The sequence below is a fragment of the Mizugakiibacter sp. genome, from assembly GCF_039680435.1.
Taxonomy (GTDB): domain Bacteria; phylum Pseudomonadota; class Gammaproteobacteria; order Xanthomonadales; family Rhodanobacteraceae; genus Mizugakiibacter.
Genome location: NZ_JBDKSX010000082.1, coordinates 18,761 through 37,502, shown reverse-complemented (window position 1 = coordinate 37,502; position 18,742 = coordinate 18,761). Strand labels below are relative to the sequence as shown.

Below are 18,742 nucleotides of genomic sequence, written 5' to 3'. Positions count from 1 at the left end.
CGCGCCAAGACCGATGGCGGCGCCGAGAAATTCCACGGTTCGAGGCCACGCGCGCCGGATTGCCGGCGCGCCGCCATCCAAGAGGTTCCACGCAATGACGATCACCGCAACCATGGTCAAGGAGCTGCGCGAGCGCTCCGGGGCCGGCATGATGGAATGCAAGAAGGCACTCACCGAGAACGGCGGCAACATCGACGCCGCGATCGAGTGGCTGCGCAAGCAGGGCCTGGCCAAGGCCGACAAGAAAGCCGGCCGCGTGGCCGCCGAGGGGCGCATCGTCGCCGCGCAGGGCAGCGGCAAGGCCGTGCTGGTCGAGGTCAACTGCGAGACCGACTTCGTCGCCAAGGACGCCAGCTTCCTGAAGTTCGCCGATGCCGTGGCCGCGGTCGCGCTGGCCTCCGGCGCCGCCGACGTCGACGCGCTGAAGGCCGCGGCCTATCCGGCCGGCGGCAGCGTCGAGGAAGCCGCCAAGGCCCTGATCGCCACCATCGGCGAGAACATCCAGGTGCGCCGCATGGCGCGCGTGCAGTGCGACGGCGTGGTCAGCAGCTACGTGCACGGCGGCCGCATCGGCGTGCTGGTCGCGCTGAAGGGCGGCAGCGACGAGCTGGCCAAGGGCATCGCCATGCACGTCGCGGCGATGAACCCGACCTACGTCACTCCCGAGCAGGTGCCGGCCGAGATCGTCGCGAAGGAGAAGGAAATCGCCCTCGCGCAGATGACCGACAAGGACAGGCAGAAGCCCGCCGAGATCCAGGAAAAGATGATCCAGGGCAAGCTGCGCAAGGTTTTCGCCGAAATGTCCCTGACCGGCCAGGCCTACGTGCTGGACACCGCCAACACCGTCGCCGACGTGCTGAAGAAGGCCGGCGCCGAGGTCGTCTCGGTGGCGCGCCTCGCCGTCGGCGAAGGCATCGAGAAGAAGGAAGAGGATTTCGCCGCCGAAGTGATGAAGCAGGCCGGCCTGGCGTAAACCCTCTTCCGCGCGCAGCGCCCCCACCGGCAGGCGTACGGGGGCGCCGACGCGGACAATCCGAGCCGCTCGTGCGAGCCTGCCGGCCACGAGCGGCTTTTTTTGTGCCCGCATCCCCCAAGGAACCGACGCCATGCCCGCCGCGATCAAGTACCAGCGCATCCTGCTCAAGCTTTCCGGCGAAGCCCTGATGGGCGACGAGGACTACGGCATCGATCCCAAGGTGCTGCGACGGCTGGCGGCGGAAATCATCGAGGTCCAGCAGGCCGGCGTGCAGGTCGGCGTGGTGATCGGCGGCGGCAACATCTTCCGCGGCGCCGGCCTGGCCGCGGCCGGCATGGACCGCGTCACCGGCGACCACATGGGCATGCTGGCCACGGTGATGAACGCGCTGGCCATGCAGGACGCGCTGGAGAAGCTCGGCGCCTACGCGCGCACGATGAGCGCGATCAAGATCAACGAGGTCTGCGAGGACTACATCCGCCGCCGCGCGATCCGCCATCTGGAGAAGGGCCGCATCTGCATCTTCGCCGCCGGCACCGGCAATCCGTTCTTCACCACCGACTCGGCCGCGGCGCTGCGTGCGGTCGAGGTCGGCGCGCAGCTGCTGCTGAAGGCGACCAAGGTCGACGGCGTGTACAGCGCCGACCCGAAGAAGGTCAGCGACGCGCAGCGCTTCGAGCACCTCACCTACGACCAGGTGATCGAGCGCAAGCTGGCGGTGATGGACACCGCCGCGATCGCGCTGTGCCGCGACCACGGCATGCCGCTGCGCATCTACGACATGGGCCAGCCGGGCGGCCTGATGCGCATCATGCGCGGCGAGCCGATCGGCACCCTGGTCGACTGCGGCTGAATCCGCGCCTCGCGTAATCGAAGCCCATCGCCGCTGTACCCACGGACGCGGGCCGGACCGGCTCGCGCGCGCCGCAGGAGCACGTGCGCAACCGGACGGGTGCGATCGCAGGCACGCGCACCGCCCCCTCGCCCGCACCGGAGGTGCCGCCATGATTCCGTTCACCGAGCCGCGTTCCTGCACCGGCATCGATTTCGATGCCGCCACGCTCTCGAGCGATCCGCGCATCGGCCAGATCGCGCTGGCGCCGTCCGCGCTGCGCGAATTCAACGCGCTCGCGCACGCGCTGTACGAGCACGCCGACGACTTCGACAGCGCGCGCATCACCACCGCCGTGGCCATGGCGCTGCATGCGGCCCGCAGCGGCCGCAGCGTGCGCTTCATCCCTGCGCGCATGGCCCGCGCGCAGGCGCTGCGCGACATGGCCGCGGACGCGGACTGGTCGCTGGATGCCGCCACTCGCGCCGGCATCGACGACCTGCTCGCCTACGTCGACCGCGCCGACGACCTGATTCCCGACGGCATCCCGCTGATCGGCCTGCTCGACGACGCCATCCTGGTCGACGTGGCGCTGAACCGGCTGCGCGACGAACTCGACGACTATCTCGATTTCCGCCGCTACCGCGACGGCCGCATCGCGGCCGGTGCGCCCGCCGAGAGCCGCCGCCGCGACGACTGGCTGGCCGCGCGCGGCGAGGAGTTGCGTTACACATTGCAACGCCGCCGCGTCGATGCGCGGCATTACGCCCACTGGGAATGGTCGGGCCGCGGGTTCCGCGTGACCTGAGACACTTCCACGCCGCAGCGGCCGGGCGCAGACTGCCAGCCCGGTCACACGGAGGTCGTTGGCCTGCGGCGGGAGGATCGGACATGAGCCGATTCGAAACCACACGCTGGAGCCTCGTGCTGAGCACCCAGGGCGATCCTGCCCGGGCGCGCGCCGCGCTGGAGCGGCTGTGCCGCATCTACCGCCCGGCCGTGCTGGCCTACGTCCGTCGCCAGGGCTACACGACGGAACAGGCGGAGGACCTGACGCAAGGCTTCTTCGTCCGCTTCCTCGAGCAGGCCAGCTTCGCGCGGGCCGACCCGCAGCGCGGCCGGTTCCGCGCCTACCTGCTCACCGCCCTGCGTCGTCACCTGATCAACGCCGCCGACAGCGCGCACGCGGCGCGACGCGGCGGTGGCGCGGCGGCGGTCGCTTACGACACCGTCGAGAACACCACGGCCACGAACGACGATGACCCGCTGCGCGCCTTCGAGCGCGGCTGGGCGCTGGCCGTGCTCGGCACCGCGCTCGGCCACCTGCGCGAGGAAGCTGCCCGCGCCGGCAAGCTCGACCTGTACGAGCACTTGCAGGAATTCCTCACCGAACGCCCCGGCGAAACCGACTACGCGCGCGTGGCCGCCGCGCTCGGGCTGCGGCCCAACACGCTGGCGGTCGCCGTGCACCGCATGCGTCATCGCCTGCGCGAGCTGGTGCGCGCCGAACTGGCCGAAACCACCGGCAGCGCCGGCGATCTCGAACAGGAAATCACCGACCTGCGCGCGGCGCTCAGAGCCACGCTCCATTGAGAGGTGCCCCCGGAGCTTCCGGCTCCGCCACCGGATCCCGTACAGGTAGCGAGCATGAAGCCGGCAGCCACCGTGCCGTCGTCCGCAGACGCCGCCTTCGCGACCACCCGCTGGTCGCTGGCGTCCGCGCGCAGCGACAGCGCCCGCGAGGCGCTGAACGCGCTCTGCCTGCGTTACCGCTACCCGGTATACGCCTACCTGCGTCGCCGCGGGCAAGCGCCGAACGCGGCGCAGGACACCACGCGTGCATTCTTCGAGCAGCTCGCCCACGCGCGACCCGGCGGCGCGGAATGGGCCGCGCGGCGCTTCCGCGAATTCCTGTTCGCGCGGCTGTGCGACTTCCTCGGCGGCGGGCAGCGCGCGCCGGCCGAGGACACGCAGGCGCGCGCGCGCGGCGAAGCCTGCGCGGCCGACGATCCGGCGCGGGCCTTCGAGCGCGGCTTCGCGCTGGCGGTACTCACGCGCGGACTTCGGCACCTGCGCGACGAGGCGAGCGAATCCGGGCACCTCGAGATGTTCGACGCGCTGGAACCTTATCTTGCGCGCGAGCCCGCCGTCGGCGCCCTCGAAGCGGCCAGCGCCCGCCTCGGCGCCCGCCCGCTGGCGCTGGCATTGGCCCTGTGCCGCCTGCGCCAACGCTTTCGCGAGCTGTGCGATGCCGAGCTGGCCGACACCGTGCGCGGCGCGCCCGATCTCGCCGCCGAGCGACGCACGCTGCAGCACGCGCTGGACGCGGAGGCGCGCCATGCCGCATGAACTGCCGCGCAGCTCCACGCCGATCGTGCCGGCGTGGCCCGATGCGGCCGGTCTGAGCCGCCTGGCCGCGCTCGCGTTCGATACGTACGGCGGCGGCGCGGCCCCGTCCGGCCGCGGCGCCGGCCTGCACCTCGCCTTCCTGCACCGCGCCAGCCTTGCGCTCGACCTGGGCGATCCGGCGCAGCGCCTGTTCGGCGATTACGAGCTGATCGAACTGCTGGGCGAAGGCGGCATGGGCGTCGTCTATCGCGCGCGCCAGCGTAGCCTCGACCGCGAAGTGGCGCTGAAGCTGCTTGCCGCGGGCCCGTGGGCCTCGCGCGATTTCATCGCGCGCTTCGTGCGCGAGGCGCGCAACGCCGCGCGCATGCAGCATCCCAACATCGTGCCGATCTACGAAGTCGGCACGCGCGACGAGCTGCACTTCTTCAGCATGCGCCTGATCGTCGGCGGCAGCCTGGCGGTGCATCTGCGCGTGTACGGGCCGTTCGCGCCGCAGCGCGCCGCGCAACTGATCCGCAGCGTCGCCGAGGCGGTGGATTACGCGCACCGTCTCGGCATGCTGCATCTCGACCTCAAGCCGGGCAACGTGCTGCTCGACGAGCGCGACGAACCGCAGGTCGCCGACTTCGGCCTGGCGCGCCGCCTCGACCACGCGCTCGCCGCCGAGAACGAGGAGGTCTGCGGCACGCCGAGCTACATGGCGCCGGAGCAGGCCGAGCTGCACAGCCACAAGCTCACGCCCGCCACCGACATCTGGGGCCTGGGCGCGGTGCTGTACGAACTGCTCACCGGGCAGCCGCCGTTCCTCGCCGACACGCCGCAGGCGACCCTGCAGCAGGTGCTGCACGCGCGCGTGCGATCGCCGCGGCGGATCGTGCCGACGCTGCCGCGCGACCTGGAAGCGATCGTGCTGCGCTGCCTGCAGAAATCGCCGCAGGCGCGCTACCCCACCGCCCGCGCGCTGGCCGACGACCTCGGGCGCTTCCTCGAAGGGCGCGCGGTGCACGCGCGCCCGCTCGGCATGCCGCAGCGGCTGTGGCGCGCGGCCCGACGCGAACCCAGGCTGGCCGCGCTGACCTTCCTGCTGATCGCGGCGCTCGCGACCGGCTTCACGGCGACCTCGCTGCAGTGGCGGCGCGCGGAGATCAACGCGGCCACCTCGCGGAGCCTGCTGTGGGACAGCCGGCGCGAGGCGGCGCTGCGCCTGGAGCGCGAGGGCCACGGCTTCGAGGCCCTGCCGCGCCTGCTGCAGAACATCGCCGAGGAGGAGCGTTCGCGGCGCACCGGCATGGCGGACATGGACAGGCGCCGCGTGGGCATGCTCGTCGCGCAGGGGGCGACGCTGATCGACCGCACCGTGATCGCCGACGCCAATCCGATGGCGGTGGAGCTGAGCCCGGACGGGCGCCTGCTCGCGGTTGCGCTCAACGACCAGAGCGTGCGCTGGTACGACACCCGCACGCTGGCCGAGCGCGGCCGCGTCAGCCTGGCCGGACGGCTCAGCGCCGACGGCCAGCGGCGCATTCCGCTGCTGCTGCGGTTCGCGGGCGATCGCCGCCTGCGCGTGACCTTCGAGTGGTACAGCAACGCGGTCAGCCCCACCGACTCGGACACCTGGCTGATCGATCTCGACCGCGCCGCGCTGATCGAGCCGCCGGCGGCGTTCGGCGACTTCGCCGACGCCGCCTACAGCGCGGACGGACGCCACGCGCTGCTGCGCAACCACCGCCGGCAGAGCCAACTGTGGCAGCTCGACCCGTGGCGGCCGCTGTCCAGCCTCGGTCCCACGCCCGAGGGCCGGGACTTCATGCCGTGGAAGCTGAGCCCGGACGGGCGTTTCGCGGCGACGCTGTCCGTCGCGATGCGTACCCTGAGCCTGTACCGCCTGCCCGACCTGGCGACGCCGCGCACGGTCCGGCTGCCCGGCGGCGCCAGCATTTCCGCATGGGCCTTCAGCGGCGACGGCAACCGCATGGCGCTGGGCGATTTCGAAGGCCGCGTGTTCCTGCTCGATGCGCGCACGCTCGCGCAGCGGCAACTGGCTACGCCGGGCGGCCGCGAGGTCAGCTGGATCGCCTTCAGCGAAGACGATGCCTGGCTCGCCGCCGCGACCCGGGACGGCGCCGCCTACGCCTTCGACGTGGCCACCGGCAACCCGCTGGTGTCCGGGCAGATGCAGCACGATTTCTCGGTGCAGCGCGTCGCGGTCAGCCACCGGCAACGCCTGCTGATCGCGGCCGGCGAAGGCGAGACGGCGCTCTGGCATCTGCCGTTGCCCGGTCCGCGCTCCGTTCCGGCCACCCGCGTCGGCGCCGGCCCCTCGCGGCATGGGCTGGCCGGGCGCTACCCGATCGGCTGGTCGCTGCGGACGGGGCTGCTGGCCAGCGCCGGCATGGACGGCCAACTGCGGCTGTGGCGTCTGCCGCTCTCGCCGATGCTGGAGGCGCGCGCGGCGCGGCAGGTGCCCGAGCAGACCTGGTTCGACGGCAAGCGCCTGGTCGACGTCGCCTACGACCAACTGCGCCTCGTCTCCGTGCAGGGAACGGCGTCGACGCCCTGGCTCAAGCTGCCGCAACCGCCGGGCTTTGCCGAGCTGGTCGACCGCGGACGCAGCCTGGTCGTGACCGTCGGCCCGGCGCTGCGCGTCTACGACACGGCGGACCTGCGGCTGCGCTTCCCGCCCGTCGCGCTGCCCGACAGCCCGCAGCGCCTGCTCGCCGACCGTGCCGGCGACAACGCGGTACTCGCCTTCGGCGGCAGCGGCGCCGAAGGCTACGAGGAACGGCTCGCGGTGGTCGACCTGCAGCATGGCCGGCTCCGCCCCGGCCGCGTTGCGCTCGAAGGCCCCCTGCGCCGGCTCGCCTTCTCCGCCGACGGCGCGCGCCTGCTGGCCACCGGCCCGCCGACCGGCGCCACCACCGTGCTCGAAACCGCCAGCCTGCGGCGCGTCGGCGAGTACCCGCACGACCCCCTCGTGCCGGTGCTGTGGGCCGCCTTCGCCGCCGACGACCGGCAGGTGCTGATGGTCGCCCGCGCCGACGATCCGCGCCTTGGCGACGACGCGTTGATCGCGTGGGATCCGGCCGCCGACGCGATCCGCGCCCGGCGACCGACCGGATCCGCCCGACCGATCGCGGTGGCCGCAACCGGCGCCGGCGCGTTCGTCGCGGGCAGCAGCGAGGATCTGTTCGACACCGGCGAAGCGGCGCCCCGCATCGCCGTCCACCGCGCCGACAGCGCCGCCGTGGGCGCGGTGGCGGTGAGCGCGGACGGAAAACTGGTGGCCCACGCTTTCCGTCGCGAGGTGCAGCTCTACGATGCGACGACCGCCGCCGCGGCGGGCCCGCCCCTGCATGCCGACAGCAACGCGATGGACGCCATCGCGCAACTGGCCTTCTCGCCGGACGGCAACCGGCTGCTGGGGCGAACCGTGCAGGGCCACTGGCTGGTCTGGCCGATCGCGCCCGAGCAGCGCCCGGCCGGCGCGATGCAGAGCGAACTGGCGCGGCTCGGCGCACGCGACGAGGCTCCGCGCAGGCCGCAGCCGCCGACGGCGGCCGAGCGCGCCGCCCTGCGCGCGCGCGATCCCGGAGCGTGGCCCGCGGCCGAAATCCGGCCGCAACCGCCGCCGCGCGCCCGGTGAACGGTCCGGCAGGATCGATCAAATTGCTATACTCCCGTGATTAGCTGCGCACACCGGGGATCCCCATGCTCAACGACATCAAGAAAGATGCCCAGACCCGCATGGGCAAGAGCGTCGAGACGCTCAGGCACGACCTGCAGCGCCTGCGCACCGGCCGCGCCAGCACGGCACTGGTCGAAGGCATCAGGGTGAACTACTACGGTTCGGACGTGCCGATCAGCCAGGTCGCCGGCATCGCCGTCGCCGACGCGCGTTCGCTGACGATCACGCCGTACGAGAAGCAGATGGTGTCCGCGGTCGAGAAGGCGATCCTCGCCTCCGATCTCGGCATCACCCCGACCACCGCCGGCATGGTGATCCGCATCAACCTGCCCGCGCTGACCGAGGAGCGCCGCAAGGATCTCGCCAAGCACGTCAGCCACGAGGGCGAGAGCGCCAAGGTGGCGATCCGCAACATCCGCCGCGACGCGATACAGCACGTCAAGGACCTGCTCAAGCAGAAGCAGATCACCGAGGACGAATCCCGCCGCGCCGACGACGAGATCCAGAAGCTGACCGACAGGCACATCAAGGACGTCGACGCGGTCGTCAAGGCCAAGGAAGACGAATTGATGGCCCTTTGAATGGACGTCCGAGCGCGCGACAGCGCCCTCGCCGCGATGACGCCGGCAGCACGACTCCCGCACGGGGCTTCCCGTTCCCCTCTCCCCCGCACGGGGGAGAGGGCAAATGGTGCGGGGCGCGCGCTGCGCGCCAGGCGCGGGGACTGACGTGAACGCCACCACGCCCGAAGGCAGCGCGTCCGCCGCACGCATCCCGCGCCACCTCGCCATCGTGATGGACGGCAACGGCCGCTGGGCCGAGCAGCGCCACCGGCCGCGCAGCTTCGGCCATCGCGCCGGCCAGAAGGCGGTGCGCGAGGCGGTCGAGTTCTGCCTGCGCCAGCGCATCGAGGCGCTGACCCTGTTCGCGTTCTCCAGCGAGAACTGGCGGCGCCCGCAGGACGAGGTCGGCGCGCTGATGGAGCTGTTCCTGAAGGCGCTGGACAAGGAAACCGACGAGCTGCACGGCCACGGCGTGCGCGTGCGCTTCGTCGGCGACCTGACCGCCTTCGCCGAGCCGCTGCGCCAGCGCATGCAGGCGGCGATGGCGAAAACCGCCGGCAACACCGCGCTGGCGCTGAACGTCTGCGTCAACTACGGCGGCCGCTGGGACATCGCCCAGGCCGCGCGCCGCGCCGCCGAGGCGGTGGCGCGCGGCGAACTGACCGCCGATGCCATCGACGAGCGCACCCTGGCGCCGTATCTCAGCCTCGCCGACCTGCCGCCGCCGGACCTGTTCATCCGCACCGGCGGCGAACACCGCATCAGCAACTTCCTGCTCTGGCAGATCGCCTACGCGGAGCTGTACTTCACCGACACCCTGTGGCCGGACGTTGACCAGGCCTGCCTGCAGCGCGCGCTGGACGACTATGCCGGCCGCCAGCGCCGCTACGGCAGGACCGGCGCGCAGGTCGCCCAAGCCTCCTGACCCGGACGACCATGAAGCAGCGCACCCTCACCGCCCTGATCCTGGCCCCGCTGGCGATCGCCCTGATCCTGCTGCCGCCGACGCCGGTGTTCGCGCTGGTCGTGGCGGTCGCCTTCCTGCTGGCGCTGTGGGAATGGACCCGGCTCGCCGGCTTCCGCGATCGCCGCACGCGCGGCGCGATCATGGCCGGCTACGCCGCGCTGTTCGTGCTGCTGTGGACGCTGCGCGGAACCGTTGCGTGGCCGGCGGCCATCATGGCCGGGGTGGCATGGTGGGCGGTCGCGCTGTTGTGGCTGCGCCACTACGCCTTCGGCGCGGCGCCGACCCGCGAGAACGGCTGGCTGAAGCTCGGCGCCGGCGCGCTGGTGGTACTGCCGGCCTGGGCGGCGCTGGTGCAGGTGCACGGCAGCGAGCAGCATGGCCACCTGTGGACGCTGCTGGCGCTGATGATCGTGTGGGCGGCGGATACCGCCGCCTATCTCGCCGGCAGCCGCTACGGCCGGCGCAAGCTGGCGCCGCGCATCAGCCCGGGCAAGACGATCGCCGGCGTGTGGGGCGCGCTGGCCGGCGCCGCGCTGATCGCGTTGGTCGGCGGTCCGCTGCTGGGCGTCGGCGGCTTCGCCCTGGCCGGCCTGGTCGTGCTGGCGCTGTTCACCACCGCGATCTCCATCGTCGGCGACCTGTTCGAAAGCCTGATCAAGCGCCACGCCGACGTGAAGGACTCCGGCGCGCTGTTCCCCGGCCACGGCGGCCTGTTCGACCGCCTCGACAGCGTGTTCGCCGCGCTGCCGGTGTTCGTGGTCGGCAAGGCCATGCTCGAGGCCATGCTCGGCCTATGAAACAGGTCGCGGTCCTCGGCGCCACCGGCTCGATCGGCGCCAGCGCGCTGGACGTGATCGCGCGCCACCCCGACCGCTTCCGCGCCGGCGTGCTCAGCGCGCACCGCAACGTCGACGCGCTGGTCGAGCTGTGCGCGCGCTTCCGGCCCGAGTTGGCGATCATCGCCGATCCCGCGCTGGAGGGCGCGCTGGCGCGCAAGCTGAAGGCGGCGGGGCTGCCCACCGCGGCCGCGGCCGGCGCCGATGCGCTGACCGAAGCCGCGGCTGGCCCGCTGTGCGACACCGTACTGGCGGCGATCGTCGGCGCCGCCGGCCTGGCTTCGACGCTGGCCGCGGCGCGCGCTGGCAAGCGCCTGCTGCTGGCCAACAAGGAATCCGCGGTGATGGCCGGGCCGCTGCTGCTGGAGGCGCTGCGCGCGGGCGGCGGCGTGCTGGTTCCGGTCGATTCCGAACACAACGCGATCTTCCAGTGCCTGCCCGGCGGGCGCCCCGAACTGGACCGCGCGGGCGTGCGCCGGCTGATCCTGACCGCCTCCGGCGGGCCGTTCCGCGGCCGCACGCGCGCCGACCTGGCCGCGGTCACGCCGGACCAGGCCTGCGCGCACCCGAACTGGCGCATGGGCCGCAAGATCTCGGTGGATTCCGCCACGCTGATGAACAAGGGCCTCGAGGTGATCGAGGCGCACGTGCTGTTCGGCGCCGCGCCCGAGGCCATCGACGTGGTCGTGCATCCGCAGAGCCTGCTGCATTCGCTGGTCGAATACACCGACGGCTCGGTGCTGGCGGAGCTGGGCAACCCCGACATGCGCACCGCGCTGGCGCACGCGCTGGCCTGGCCGGAGCGGGTCGAGGCCGGCGTCGTGCCGCTGGACCTGGCCGCGCGCGCCCAACTCGGCTTCGAGCGCCCCGACACCGACACCTTCCGCTGCCTGCCGCTGGCCTACCAGGCGCTGCGCGCCGGCGGCGACGCGCCGGCGCTGCTGAACGCCGCCAACGAGATCGCGGTCGAGGCCTTCCTTGCCGGCGCCCTGCCCTTCCTCGCCATCGCCGACGTGATCGAGGCGACGCTGGCGGAACTGCCGCCGTCGCCCGTGGTCGATGCGGAAACGCTGGTTCATCGTGATTTAACCGCCCGCGATACGGCCCGCCGTATCATGCGCCGGGCCTTCTGCTGATCCTACGCATGAGCTTATTCGGCAACATCGCCGGTTCCGCCTGGTGGCTGCTGGTCACCCTCGGCCTGCTGGTGACCTTCCACGAGTTCGGCCACTACTGGGTGGCGCGGCGCTGCGGCGTCAAGGTGCTGCGCTTCTCGGTGGGTTTCGGCCGCGCGCTGTGGTCGCGGCTCGGCCGCGATGGCACCGAGTACGTGGTCGCCATGATCCCGCTGGGCGGCTACGTCAAGATGCTGGATGCGCGCGAGGGCGACGTGCCCGCCGCCGAACGCGCGCGGGAATTCACCGGCAAATCCGTCTGGAAGCGCATCGCCATCGTCGCCGCCGGCCCGCTGTTCAACCTGCTGTTCGCGGTGGCCGCGTTCTGGGCGATGTTCGTGGTCGGCAAGCCCGACTACCTGCCGCTGGTCGGGCGCGCCGAGGCGCTGGCCGCGCAGGCCGGCTTCCAGCCGGGCGACCGCGTCGATGCGGTCGACGGCGCCCGCATCGCCACCTGGACCGACCTCGGCCTCGCGCTGGCCGACGCGGCCGCCGCGCGTCGCTCCGTCGACGTGCGCGTGCAGGCGGCGGACGGCAGCGAGCGCGTGCGCACGCTGGCGCTGGACGCGCTGCCCGCGGGGCTCGACGAGCGCACGCAGGTCGCGCGCATCGGCCTGGTGCCGCAGCAGATCCTGATCCCGGCGGTGATCGGCACGGTCGAGCCCGGCAGCGCCGCGGCGGCGGCCGGGCTGCGGCCGGGCGACCGCATCCTGCGCGTCGGCGCACGCGCGCTGCAGGACTGGGGCGACCTTACCGACGCGATCCGCGCCGAGGCCGGCCCCGGCAAGACGCTGGCGATCGAGGTCGCGCGCGGCGCCGACCGCATCACCCTGCGCACTTCGCCGCGGCGGGTGACGCTGGCCGACGGCGGTTCCGGCTACCAGCTCGGCATCGGGGCCAGGCCGACCGAAGCGCACTACGACACCGTGCTGCAGCGCGGCCCGATCGCCGCGGTGCCGGCGGCGGTCGGCGAAACCTGGCAGCTTACCGGGCAGACGCTGGGCATGCTCGGCCGCATGCTCACCGGTCACGCCTCGCTGCAGAACCTGTCCGGCCCGATCACCATCGCCAAGTACGCCAGCGCCTCGGCGGAAATGGGCCTGGCCTGGTTCCTGTATTTCCTCGGCATCATCTCGCTCAGCCTGGCCATCATGAACCTGCTGCCGATCCCGATCTTGGACGGCGGACACCTGCTGTATTACCTTATCGAACTTGTTAAGGGCAGTCCGGTGAGCGAACGGGTCATGCTGGCGGGTCAATACGTCGGCATGGCGCTGCTGGCGGCGCTGATGGGGCTGGCGTTCTACAACGACATCCTGCGCCTGGCCTCGTGATCCGCGGCCTTCTGTCGCGGCCTCGTGCCGCGTCCCAAGCGTCCAACCCTTTGGATACGACGATGAAGCGAATCGCCGCCTTGATCCTGCTTGCCTGCCTGACCGCGAAAGCCCGTGCCGCCGGCTTCGAGCCGTTCGTGGTCTCGGACATCCGCATCGATGGCCTGACCCGCATTTCCGGCGGCACGGTGTTCAGCTACCTGCCGGTGGAGAAGGGCGACACGATCACCCCGCAGCGCGCCGAGGACGCCATCCGCGCGCTGTACAAGACCGGTTTCTTCAGCGACGTCGAGCTGGAGCGCCAGGGCGACATCCTGGTGATCAAGGTGCAGGAGCGCCCGTCGATCTCGCGCCTGACCCTGCACGGCAACAAGGACATCAAGGAAGACGACCTCAAGAAGGGCCTGAAGGAAATCGGCCTGTCCGAGGGCGACACCTTCGACCGCATGTCGCTCGACCACGTCAAGCAGGAGCTGATCCGCCAGTACTACAACCGCGGCAAGTACAACGTCTCGATCGAGCCGCACGTGGTGCCGCTGGACCGCAACCGCGTCGCCATCGACATCGAGATCCACGAAGGCCAGGCCTCGCGGATCAAGGAAATCAACATCGTCGGCAACCAGACGTTCACCGACAAGCAGATCCGCGACGACTTCCAGTCCGCCACCACCAACTGGACCTCGTGGTACTCGAAGGACGACCAGTACTCGCGCGAAAAACTGTCCGGCGACCTGGAAAAGCTGGCCTCGTACTACCTCGACCGCGGCTACGCCGACTTCCAGCTCGACTCGACCGAGGTCGCGATCAGCCCGGACAAGCGCAACATGTACATCAGCGCCGGCATCAAGGAAGGCGAGGTGTACACGATCAGCGACGTCAAGCTGCTCGGCAAGCTGATCCTGCCCGAGGACTCGATCCGCCGGCTGGTGCCGATCAAGGCGGGCGACACCTTCTCGCGCAAGAAGATCGAGCTCTCCACCGACGCGATCACCGCGATGCTGTCCAACATCGGCTACGCCTTCGCCAAGGTCTCGCCGGTGCCCAAGCTGGACAAGGAGAAGCGCACCGTCGACCTGACCCTGTACGTCGATCCCGGCCAGCGCGTCTACGTGCGCCGCATCAACTTCAAGGGCAACACGCGCACCGAGGACGAGGTGCTGCGCCGCGAGATGCGCCAGCTCGAGGGCGCGTGGTACTCGCAGGCGGCGATCAACCGCTCGAAGATCCGCCTGCAGCGGCTCGGCTACTTCAAGACCGTCGAGGTCGAGAACCAGCGCGTGCCCGGCAGCGAGGACCAGGTCGACCTGAACGTCAAGGTCGAGGAGCAGGCCTCGGGCAGCCTGATGTTCGGCATCGGCTACTCGCAGGTGTCCGGCGCGATCATCAGCGTGTCGGTGTCCGAGAACAACTTCCTCGGTACCGGCGACAAGGTGTCCGCCACGGTCCAGCACAGCAGCTACTACGACACCACCGCGCTGAGCTACTACAACCCCTACCTCACCGACAGCGGCATCGGCATCGGCTACAGCCTGCGCTACAGCAAGCTGGACCAATCGCAGGCCAACCTGGCCAACTACACCGAGAACAACGTCAGCGGATCGACCTTCCTGTCGATCCCGGTCAGCGAGACCGACACGATCAACGTCGGCCTCGGCCTCAGCAAGAACAGGTTGAACGTGTACCCGGGGCTGACCCCGCAGTCGTTCATCGACTACCTGATTGCGCTCGACCACTACACCATCCACACCGGCAACCTGACCGCGTCCTACGCACACGACACCCGCAACAAGTACTTCTCGCCGACCCGCGGCGGCATCTACTCGCTGTCCACCGAGATCGCGCTGCCGGGCTCGACTGTGCAGTACTACAAGGCGACCGCCCTGGCCGCGCACTACTTCCCGCTGCCGAAGGACTTCGTCTGGATGCTGTCCGGCCAGCTCGGCTACGGCGACACCTACGGCCGCGACGGCAAGCTGGCCTTCCCGTTCTGGCAGAACTTCTATGCCGGCGGCGTCAACGACGTGCGCGGCTTCCGCGACAACACGCTGGGTCCGCGCGTGCTGGTGCCGAGCTATTTCGAGGCGCAGCCGGTCGGTGGCGCGTTCAAGGTGCTGGCGACCAGCGAGCTGTATCTGCCGCTGCCGTTCCTGAAGAACACCGATACCGCGCGCGTGTCCTGGTTCGTCGACGTCGGCAACGTGTACGCCAGCTACAACGCGTTCAGCTCCAGCGAGCTGCGCGCATCGACCGGCCTGTCGCTGCAGTGGCAGGCACCGGTCGGGCCGATCCGCATCAACCTGGCGTGGCCGCTGCGCGACAAGCCGGAGGATCGGCCGTACCGCGAGCGCCTGCAGTTCACCTTCGGCTCGCAGTTCTGAGGAGTCCCGCGGCATCGCCGCGGGCGCTTGGGGACGCCATGAACCCGCGTCGCACGTACCGTCGAGAGCTTCGCGCGGTGGCCGCGTGAGCGCCGAAGCGCGCCACCGGCTGGACGCGCTCGCCGCGCGCTTCGGCCTCGAGCTGCGCGGCGACGGCGCGCGCGAGATCGCCGGCGTCGGCACGCTCGCCGAGGCCGGCCCGGCCCAGCTCGGCTTCCTCGCCAATCCGCGCTATGCGGCGCAGCTCGCGACGACGCGCGCCGGCGCCGTGGTGCTGCGCGCCGAACACGCCGCGGACTGTCCGGTGGCGGCGCTGATCGCGGCCGATCCCTACGTCGCCTACGCGAAGATCGCCGCACTGTTCGAGCGCCTGCCCGCGGCTACACCGGGGGCGCACCCCAGCGCCGTGGTCGCGGCCGGCGCGAAGATCGCGCCGACCGCAAGCGTCGGCCCGCTGTGCGTGGTCGACGCCGATGCGGTGATCGAGGACGGCGCCGTGCTCGGTCCGTACTGCATGGTCGGCCCTGGCTGCACCGTCGGCGCGCAGTCGCGCCTGATCGCGCGGGTGACGCTGGTGACGCGCGTCACGCTGGGCAAGCGCGTGCTGGTGCACCCCGGCGCGGTGCTCGGCGCCGACGGTTTCGGCCTCGCCTTCGAGCGCGACCACTGGGTCAAGGTGCCGCAACTCGGCGGCGTGCGCATCGGCGACGACTGCGAGATCGGCGCCAACACCACCATCGACCGCGGTGCACTGGACGACACCGTGCTCGAGGAAGACGTGCGCCTGGACAACCAGATCCAGATCGCGCACAACGTGAAGATCGGCGCGCACACCGCACTGGCCGGCTGCGCCGCCGTGGCCGGCAGCGCGAAGATCGGGCGCTATTGCCTGATCGGCGGCAGCGCCGGCATCCTCGGTCATCTCGAGGTGGCGGATCGGGTTACGATCACCGCCATGAGTCTGGTCACCCATTCGATCCGCGAACCCGGGGAGTATTCTTCGGGCACCCCCCTGGAGCAGAACCGCCGCTGGCGACGCAACGCGGCCCGCATCCGTCATCTCGACGAGCTGGCCCGCCGCATCGCCGCGCTGGAAAAGGACACGCATGATGAATGACCGCGCCCCTGCCGCGCCGCTGCTCGACGTCGAAAGCATCCAGCGACTGCTGCCGCACCGCTATCCGTTCCTGCTGGTCGATCGCGTGGTGGCGCTGGAGCCGAACGCGCGCATCACCGCGCTGAAGAACGTCACCGTCAACGAGCCGTTCTTCCAGGGCCACTTCCCCGGCCATCCGGTGATGCCGGGCGTGCTGATCATCGAGGCGCTGGCGCAGGCCTCCGGCCTGCTGGTGCAGCTTTCCGCCGGGCCGGACGGCAACCAGGACAACCCGCTGTTCTACCTGGTCAAGGTCGACAAGGCGCGTTTCACCGCGCCGGTGGTGCCGGGCGACCAGTTGATGCTGGAGATCACCCTGAAGCGCACGATCCGCAAGATGGGCATCTTCGAGGCGCGCGCGCTGGTCGACGGCAAGGAGGTCGCCAGTTGCGAGCTGATGTGCGCGGAGCGCAGCGACTGATCGCATCGGCCATGATCCATCCCACCGCACAGATCGACCCTTCCGCGAAATTGGCCGCCGACGTCGAGGTCGGCGCCTACTCGATCATCGGCGCCGACGTCGAGATCGGCGCCGGCACCACCATCGGCCCGCACGTCGTCGTGCAGGGCCCGACCCGCATCGGCCGCGACAACCGCGTCTGGCAGTTCGCCTCGCTGGGCGCCGATCCGCAGGACAAGAAGTTCCGCGGCGAACGCACCGAGCTGGTGATCGGCGACGGCAACCTGATCCGCGAGTTCGTCACCATCAACCGCGGCACCGGCGACGGCGGCGGCATCACCCGCATCGGCAACGACAACTGGCTGCTGGCCTACGTGCACATCGCGCACGACTGCCAGGTGGGCAACCACACGGTGTTCTCCAACTACTCGGGGCTGGCCGGCCACGTGGAGATCGGCGACTGGGTGATCGTCTCCGGCTACGCCGGCGTGCACCAGTTCTGCAAGGTCGGTGCGCACGCATTCATCGGCATGGGCTGCCTGGTCGGCGCGGACGTGCCGCCGTTCGTGATGATGGCCAACGACCAGAACGGCCGCCCGCGCGGCATCAACAGCGAAGGCCTCAAGCGCCGCGGCTTCGAAGCGCCGCGCATCTCGGCGATCAAGCGCGCCTACCGCACGCTGTACATGGCCGGCCTCAGCCAGTCCGAGGCGCGCGAACAGCTCGCGCTGCAGGCGCAGGAGAGCGAGGACGTGCGCGCCATGCTGGAGTTCCTCGACCACTGCCAGCGCGGCCTGGCGCGCTGACTCCCCGCACGATGGCGACGAACGCCGATACGTCCGACACGCTCCGCCGCGATCCGTCGCCAGTGCACGAACCGGCCGCTGCAGGTCCGCTGATCGCGCTGGTCTGCGGCGAGGATTCCGGCGACCAGTTGGGCGCGAACCTGATGACGGCACTGCGCGAGCGCTTTCCAGGCGCCCGTTTCGTCGGCATCGGCGGCACGCGCATGCAGGCGCAGGGCTTCGATTCCTGGTACGACATGGCCGAGCTGTCGCTGTTCGGCCTGGCCGAGGTGATCGGCCACCTGCCGCGCCTGCTGCGCCTGCGCCGCAATCTGCTGGCGCGGCTGGTCGCGGCGCGTCCGGCCGTGGTGATCGGCATCGATGCCCCCGACTTCAACCTGGGGCTGGAACGGCGCCTCAAGCAGGCCGGCCTGCGCACCGTGCACTACGTCAGCCCTTCGGTGTGGGCCTGGCGCGAGCGGCGCGCGGCGAAGATCGGCGCCAGCGCCGACCGCGTGCTGTGCCTGTTCCCGATGGAGCCGCCGATCTACGCCCGCTACGGCGTCGACGCGCGCTTCGTCGGCCATCCGCTGGCCGACCGCTTCCCGCTGCGCCCGGACCGCGCCGCGGCGCGCGCCGCGCTCGGCCTGCCCGCCGACGCGCCGGTGCTGGCCGTGCTGCCCGGCAGCCGCATGAGCGAGATCCATCGGCTGGCCGCGATCTTCCTCGCCGCGGCGCGGCGCGCTGCCGCCGCCGTGCCCGATCTGCGCATCGTGATCCCCACCGCCAACGCGGCCTGCCGCACCGCGATCGCGCGCGAACTCGCCGCAGCTTTCCCGCCTTCCGCCACCCGCCTCCCGTCGCCCGTGGTCCTCGACGGCCGCGCCCACGAGGTCATGATCGCCGCCGATGCGGTGCTGCTGGCCTCCGGTACCGCCGCACTGGAGGCGATGCTGGCGAAGCTGCCGATGGTGGTCGCCTACCGGGTGGCGCCGACGACCTATCGCCTGGCGCGCATGCTCCGCCTGCTGAAAACCGACGTGTTCTCCCTGCCCAACGTGCTGGCCGGGCGGCGCGTGGTGCCGGAGCTGATGCAGGACGCCTGCACGCCGGCGGCGCTGGCCGATGCCGTGCTGGCGCTGCTGCGCGATCCGGCGCAGGCCGCCGCGCAGGTCGCCGAGTTCGAGCGCCTGCACCTGCTGCTCAAGGCCGGTGCCGCCGACGGCGCCGCCGGCGCGGCGGCGGATGTGGTCGGCGAGCTGTTGCGCCCCGCCGCCGCCTGAACGATCCGCAGCCGGCCTATTGA

16 protein-coding genes are annotated in these 18,742 nt (G+C 71.3%); all 16 read left to right on the top strand.

Annotation, left to right across the window (positions count from 1 at the left end):
• Positions 1 to 94 precede the first annotated feature (94 nt).
• The 16 genes from tsf to lpxB all read left to right on the top strand — a co-directional run bounded on the left by tsf (position 95) and on the right by lpxB (position 18,719).
• Positions 95 to 973, top strand: coding sequence for a translation elongation factor Ts (tsf, locus tag ABFC67_RS08785; RefSeq protein ID WP_346737625.1), 879 nt, complete (start codon positions 95 to 97; stop codon positions 971 to 973).
• Positions 974 to 1,106: 133 nt separating this feature from the next.
• Positions 1,107 to 1,829, top strand: a complete 723-nt coding sequence (gene pyrH, locus ABFC67_RS08780; RefSeq protein WP_346737624.1) for a UMP kinase — start codon at positions 1,107 to 1,109, stop codon at positions 1,827 to 1,829.
• A 151-nt stretch (positions 1,830 to 1,980) separates the two neighbouring features.
• Complete coding sequence (locus ABFC67_RS08775; protein ID WP_346737623.1) at positions 1,981 to 2,616, top strand: YkvA family protein; 636 nt, start codon at positions 1,981 to 1,983, stop codon at positions 2,614 to 2,616.
• A gap of 83 nt (positions 2,617 to 2,699) precedes the next feature.
• Entirely contained in the window at positions 2,700 to 3,401 is a 702-nt protein-coding gene (locus tag ABFC67_RS08770; protein ID WP_346737622.1) for a sigma-70 family RNA polymerase sigma factor, read from the top strand.
• Positions 3,402 to 3,455: 54 nt separating this feature from the next.
• Complete coding sequence (locus tag ABFC67_RS08765) at positions 3,456 to 4,157, top strand: hypothetical protein (RefSeq protein ID WP_346737621.1); 702 nt, start codon at positions 3,456 to 3,458, stop codon at positions 4,155 to 4,157.
• On the top strand, positions 4,147 to 7,800 hold the full coding sequence (locus ABFC67_RS08760) for a WD40 repeat domain-containing serine/threonine protein kinase (RefSeq protein ID WP_346737620.1): 3,654 nt from the start codon (positions 4,147 to 4,149) through the stop codon (positions 7,798 to 7,800). The genes ABFC67_RS08765 and ABFC67_RS08760 overlap by 11 nt, the downstream gene beginning before the upstream one ends.
• Positions 7,801 to 7,865: 65 nt before the next feature.
• Positions 7,866 to 8,423: a ribosome recycling factor gene (gene frr / locus ABFC67_RS08755; protein ID WP_346737619.1), complete on the top strand. Its 558-nt coding sequence runs from the start codon at positions 7,866 to 7,868 to the stop codon at positions 8,421 to 8,423.
• Between the two features lie 148 nt (positions 8,424 to 8,571).
• Positions 8,572 to 9,330: a polyprenyl diphosphate synthase gene (gene uppS, locus ABFC67_RS08750; RefSeq protein WP_346737618.1), complete on the top strand. Its 759-nt coding sequence runs from the start codon at positions 8,572 to 8,574 to the stop codon at positions 9,328 to 9,330.
• A gap of 11 nt (positions 9,331 to 9,341) precedes the next feature.
• Positions 9,342 to 10,169: a phosphatidate cytidylyltransferase gene (locus tag ABFC67_RS08745; protein WP_346737617.1), complete on the top strand. Its 828-nt coding sequence runs from the start codon at positions 9,342 to 9,344 to the stop codon at positions 10,167 to 10,169.
• On the top strand, positions 10,166 to 11,344 hold the full coding sequence (locus ABFC67_RS08740) for a 1-deoxy-D-xylulose-5-phosphate reductoisomerase (protein WP_346737616.1): 1,179 nt from the start codon (positions 10,166 to 10,168) through the stop codon (positions 11,342 to 11,344). The genes ABFC67_RS08745 and ABFC67_RS08740 overlap by 4 nt, the downstream gene beginning before the upstream one ends.
• An 8-nt stretch (positions 11,345 to 11,352) precedes the next feature.
• Positions 11,353 to 12,717, top strand: a complete 1,365-nt coding sequence (rseP, locus tag ABFC67_RS08735; RefSeq protein WP_346737615.1) for an RIP metalloprotease RseP — start codon at positions 11,353 to 11,355, stop codon at positions 12,715 to 12,717.
• Between the two features lie 62 nt (positions 12,718 to 12,779).
• Complete coding sequence (bamA, locus tag ABFC67_RS08730; RefSeq protein WP_346737614.1) at positions 12,780 to 15,095, top strand: outer membrane protein assembly factor BamA; 2,316 nt, start codon at positions 12,780 to 12,782, stop codon at positions 15,093 to 15,095.
• Between the two features lie 85 nt (positions 15,096 to 15,180).
• Positions 15,181 to 16,212, top strand: a complete 1,032-nt coding sequence (gene lpxD / locus ABFC67_RS08725; protein WP_346737613.1) for a UDP-3-O-(3-hydroxymyristoyl)glucosamine N-acyltransferase — start codon at positions 15,181 to 15,183, stop codon at positions 16,210 to 16,212.
• Positions 16,202 to 16,672 (top strand): 3-hydroxyacyl-ACP dehydratase FabZ, encoded by a 471-nt coding sequence (fabZ, locus tag ABFC67_RS08720; RefSeq protein WP_346737612.1) that lies wholly within the window; start codon positions 16,202 to 16,204, stop codon positions 16,670 to 16,672. The genes lpxD and fabZ overlap by 11 nt, the downstream gene beginning before the upstream one ends.
• Before the next feature lie 11 nt (positions 16,673 to 16,683).
• Positions 16,684 to 17,457: an acyl-ACP--UDP-N-acetylglucosamine O-acyltransferase gene (gene lpxA, locus ABFC67_RS08715; protein WP_346737611.1), complete on the top strand. Its 774-nt coding sequence runs from the start codon at positions 16,684 to 16,686 to the stop codon at positions 17,455 to 17,457.
• Between the two features lie 62 nt (positions 17,458 to 17,519).
• Positions 17,520 to 18,719: a lipid-A-disaccharide synthase gene (gene lpxB / locus ABFC67_RS08710; RefSeq protein WP_346737610.1), complete on the top strand. Its 1,200-nt coding sequence runs from the start codon at positions 17,520 to 17,522 to the stop codon at positions 18,717 to 18,719.
• Positions 18,720 to 18,742: the final 23 nt, after the last annotated feature.

Excerpts from the sequence above, each read along its gene's own strand:
- tsf (WP_346737625.1), top strand. The coding sequence starts at position 95 with ATGACGATCACCGCAACCATGGTCAAGGAGCTGCGCGAGCGCTCCGGG.
- pyrH (WP_346737624.1), top strand. The coding sequence starts at position 1,107 with ATGCCCGCCGCGATCAAGTACCAGCGCATCCTGCTCAAGCTTTCCGGC.
- ABFC67_RS08775 (WP_346737623.1), top strand. The coding sequence starts at position 1,981 with ATGATTCCGTTCACCGAGCCGCGTTCCTGCACCGGCATCGATTTCGAT.
- ABFC67_RS08770 (WP_346737622.1), top strand. The coding sequence starts at position 2,700 with ATGAGCCGATTCGAAACCACACGCTGGAGCCTCGTGCTGAGCACCCAG.
- ABFC67_RS08765 (WP_346737621.1), top strand. The coding sequence starts at position 3,456 with ATGAAGCCGGCAGCCACCGTGCCGTCGTCCGCAGACGCCGCCTTCGCG.
- ABFC67_RS08760 (WP_346737620.1), top strand. The coding sequence starts at position 4,147 with ATGCCGCATGAACTGCCGCGCAGCTCCACGCCGATCGTGCCGGCGTGG.
- frr (WP_346737619.1), top strand. The coding sequence starts at position 7,866 with ATGCTCAACGACATCAAGAAAGATGCCCAGACCCGCATGGGCAAGAGC.
- ABFC67_RS08745 (WP_346737617.1), top strand. The coding sequence starts at position 9,342 with ATGAAGCAGCGCACCCTCACCGCCCTGATCCTGGCCCCGCTGGCGATC.
- ABFC67_RS08740 (WP_346737616.1), top strand. The coding sequence starts at position 10,166 with ATGAAACAGGTCGCGGTCCTCGGCGCCACCGGCTCGATCGGCGCCAGC.
- rseP (WP_346737615.1), top strand. The coding sequence starts at position 11,353 with ATGAGCTTATTCGGCAACATCGCCGGTTCCGCCTGGTGGCTGCTGGTC.
- bamA (WP_346737614.1), top strand. The coding sequence starts at position 12,780 with ATGAAGCGAATCGCCGCCTTGATCCTGCTTGCCTGCCTGACCGCGAAA.
- fabZ (WP_346737612.1), top strand. The coding sequence starts at position 16,202 with ATGATGAATGACCGCGCCCCTGCCGCGCCGCTGCTCGACGTCGAAAGC.
- lpxA (WP_346737611.1), top strand. The coding sequence starts at position 16,684 with ATGATCCATCCCACCGCACAGATCGACCCTTCCGCGAAATTGGCCGCC.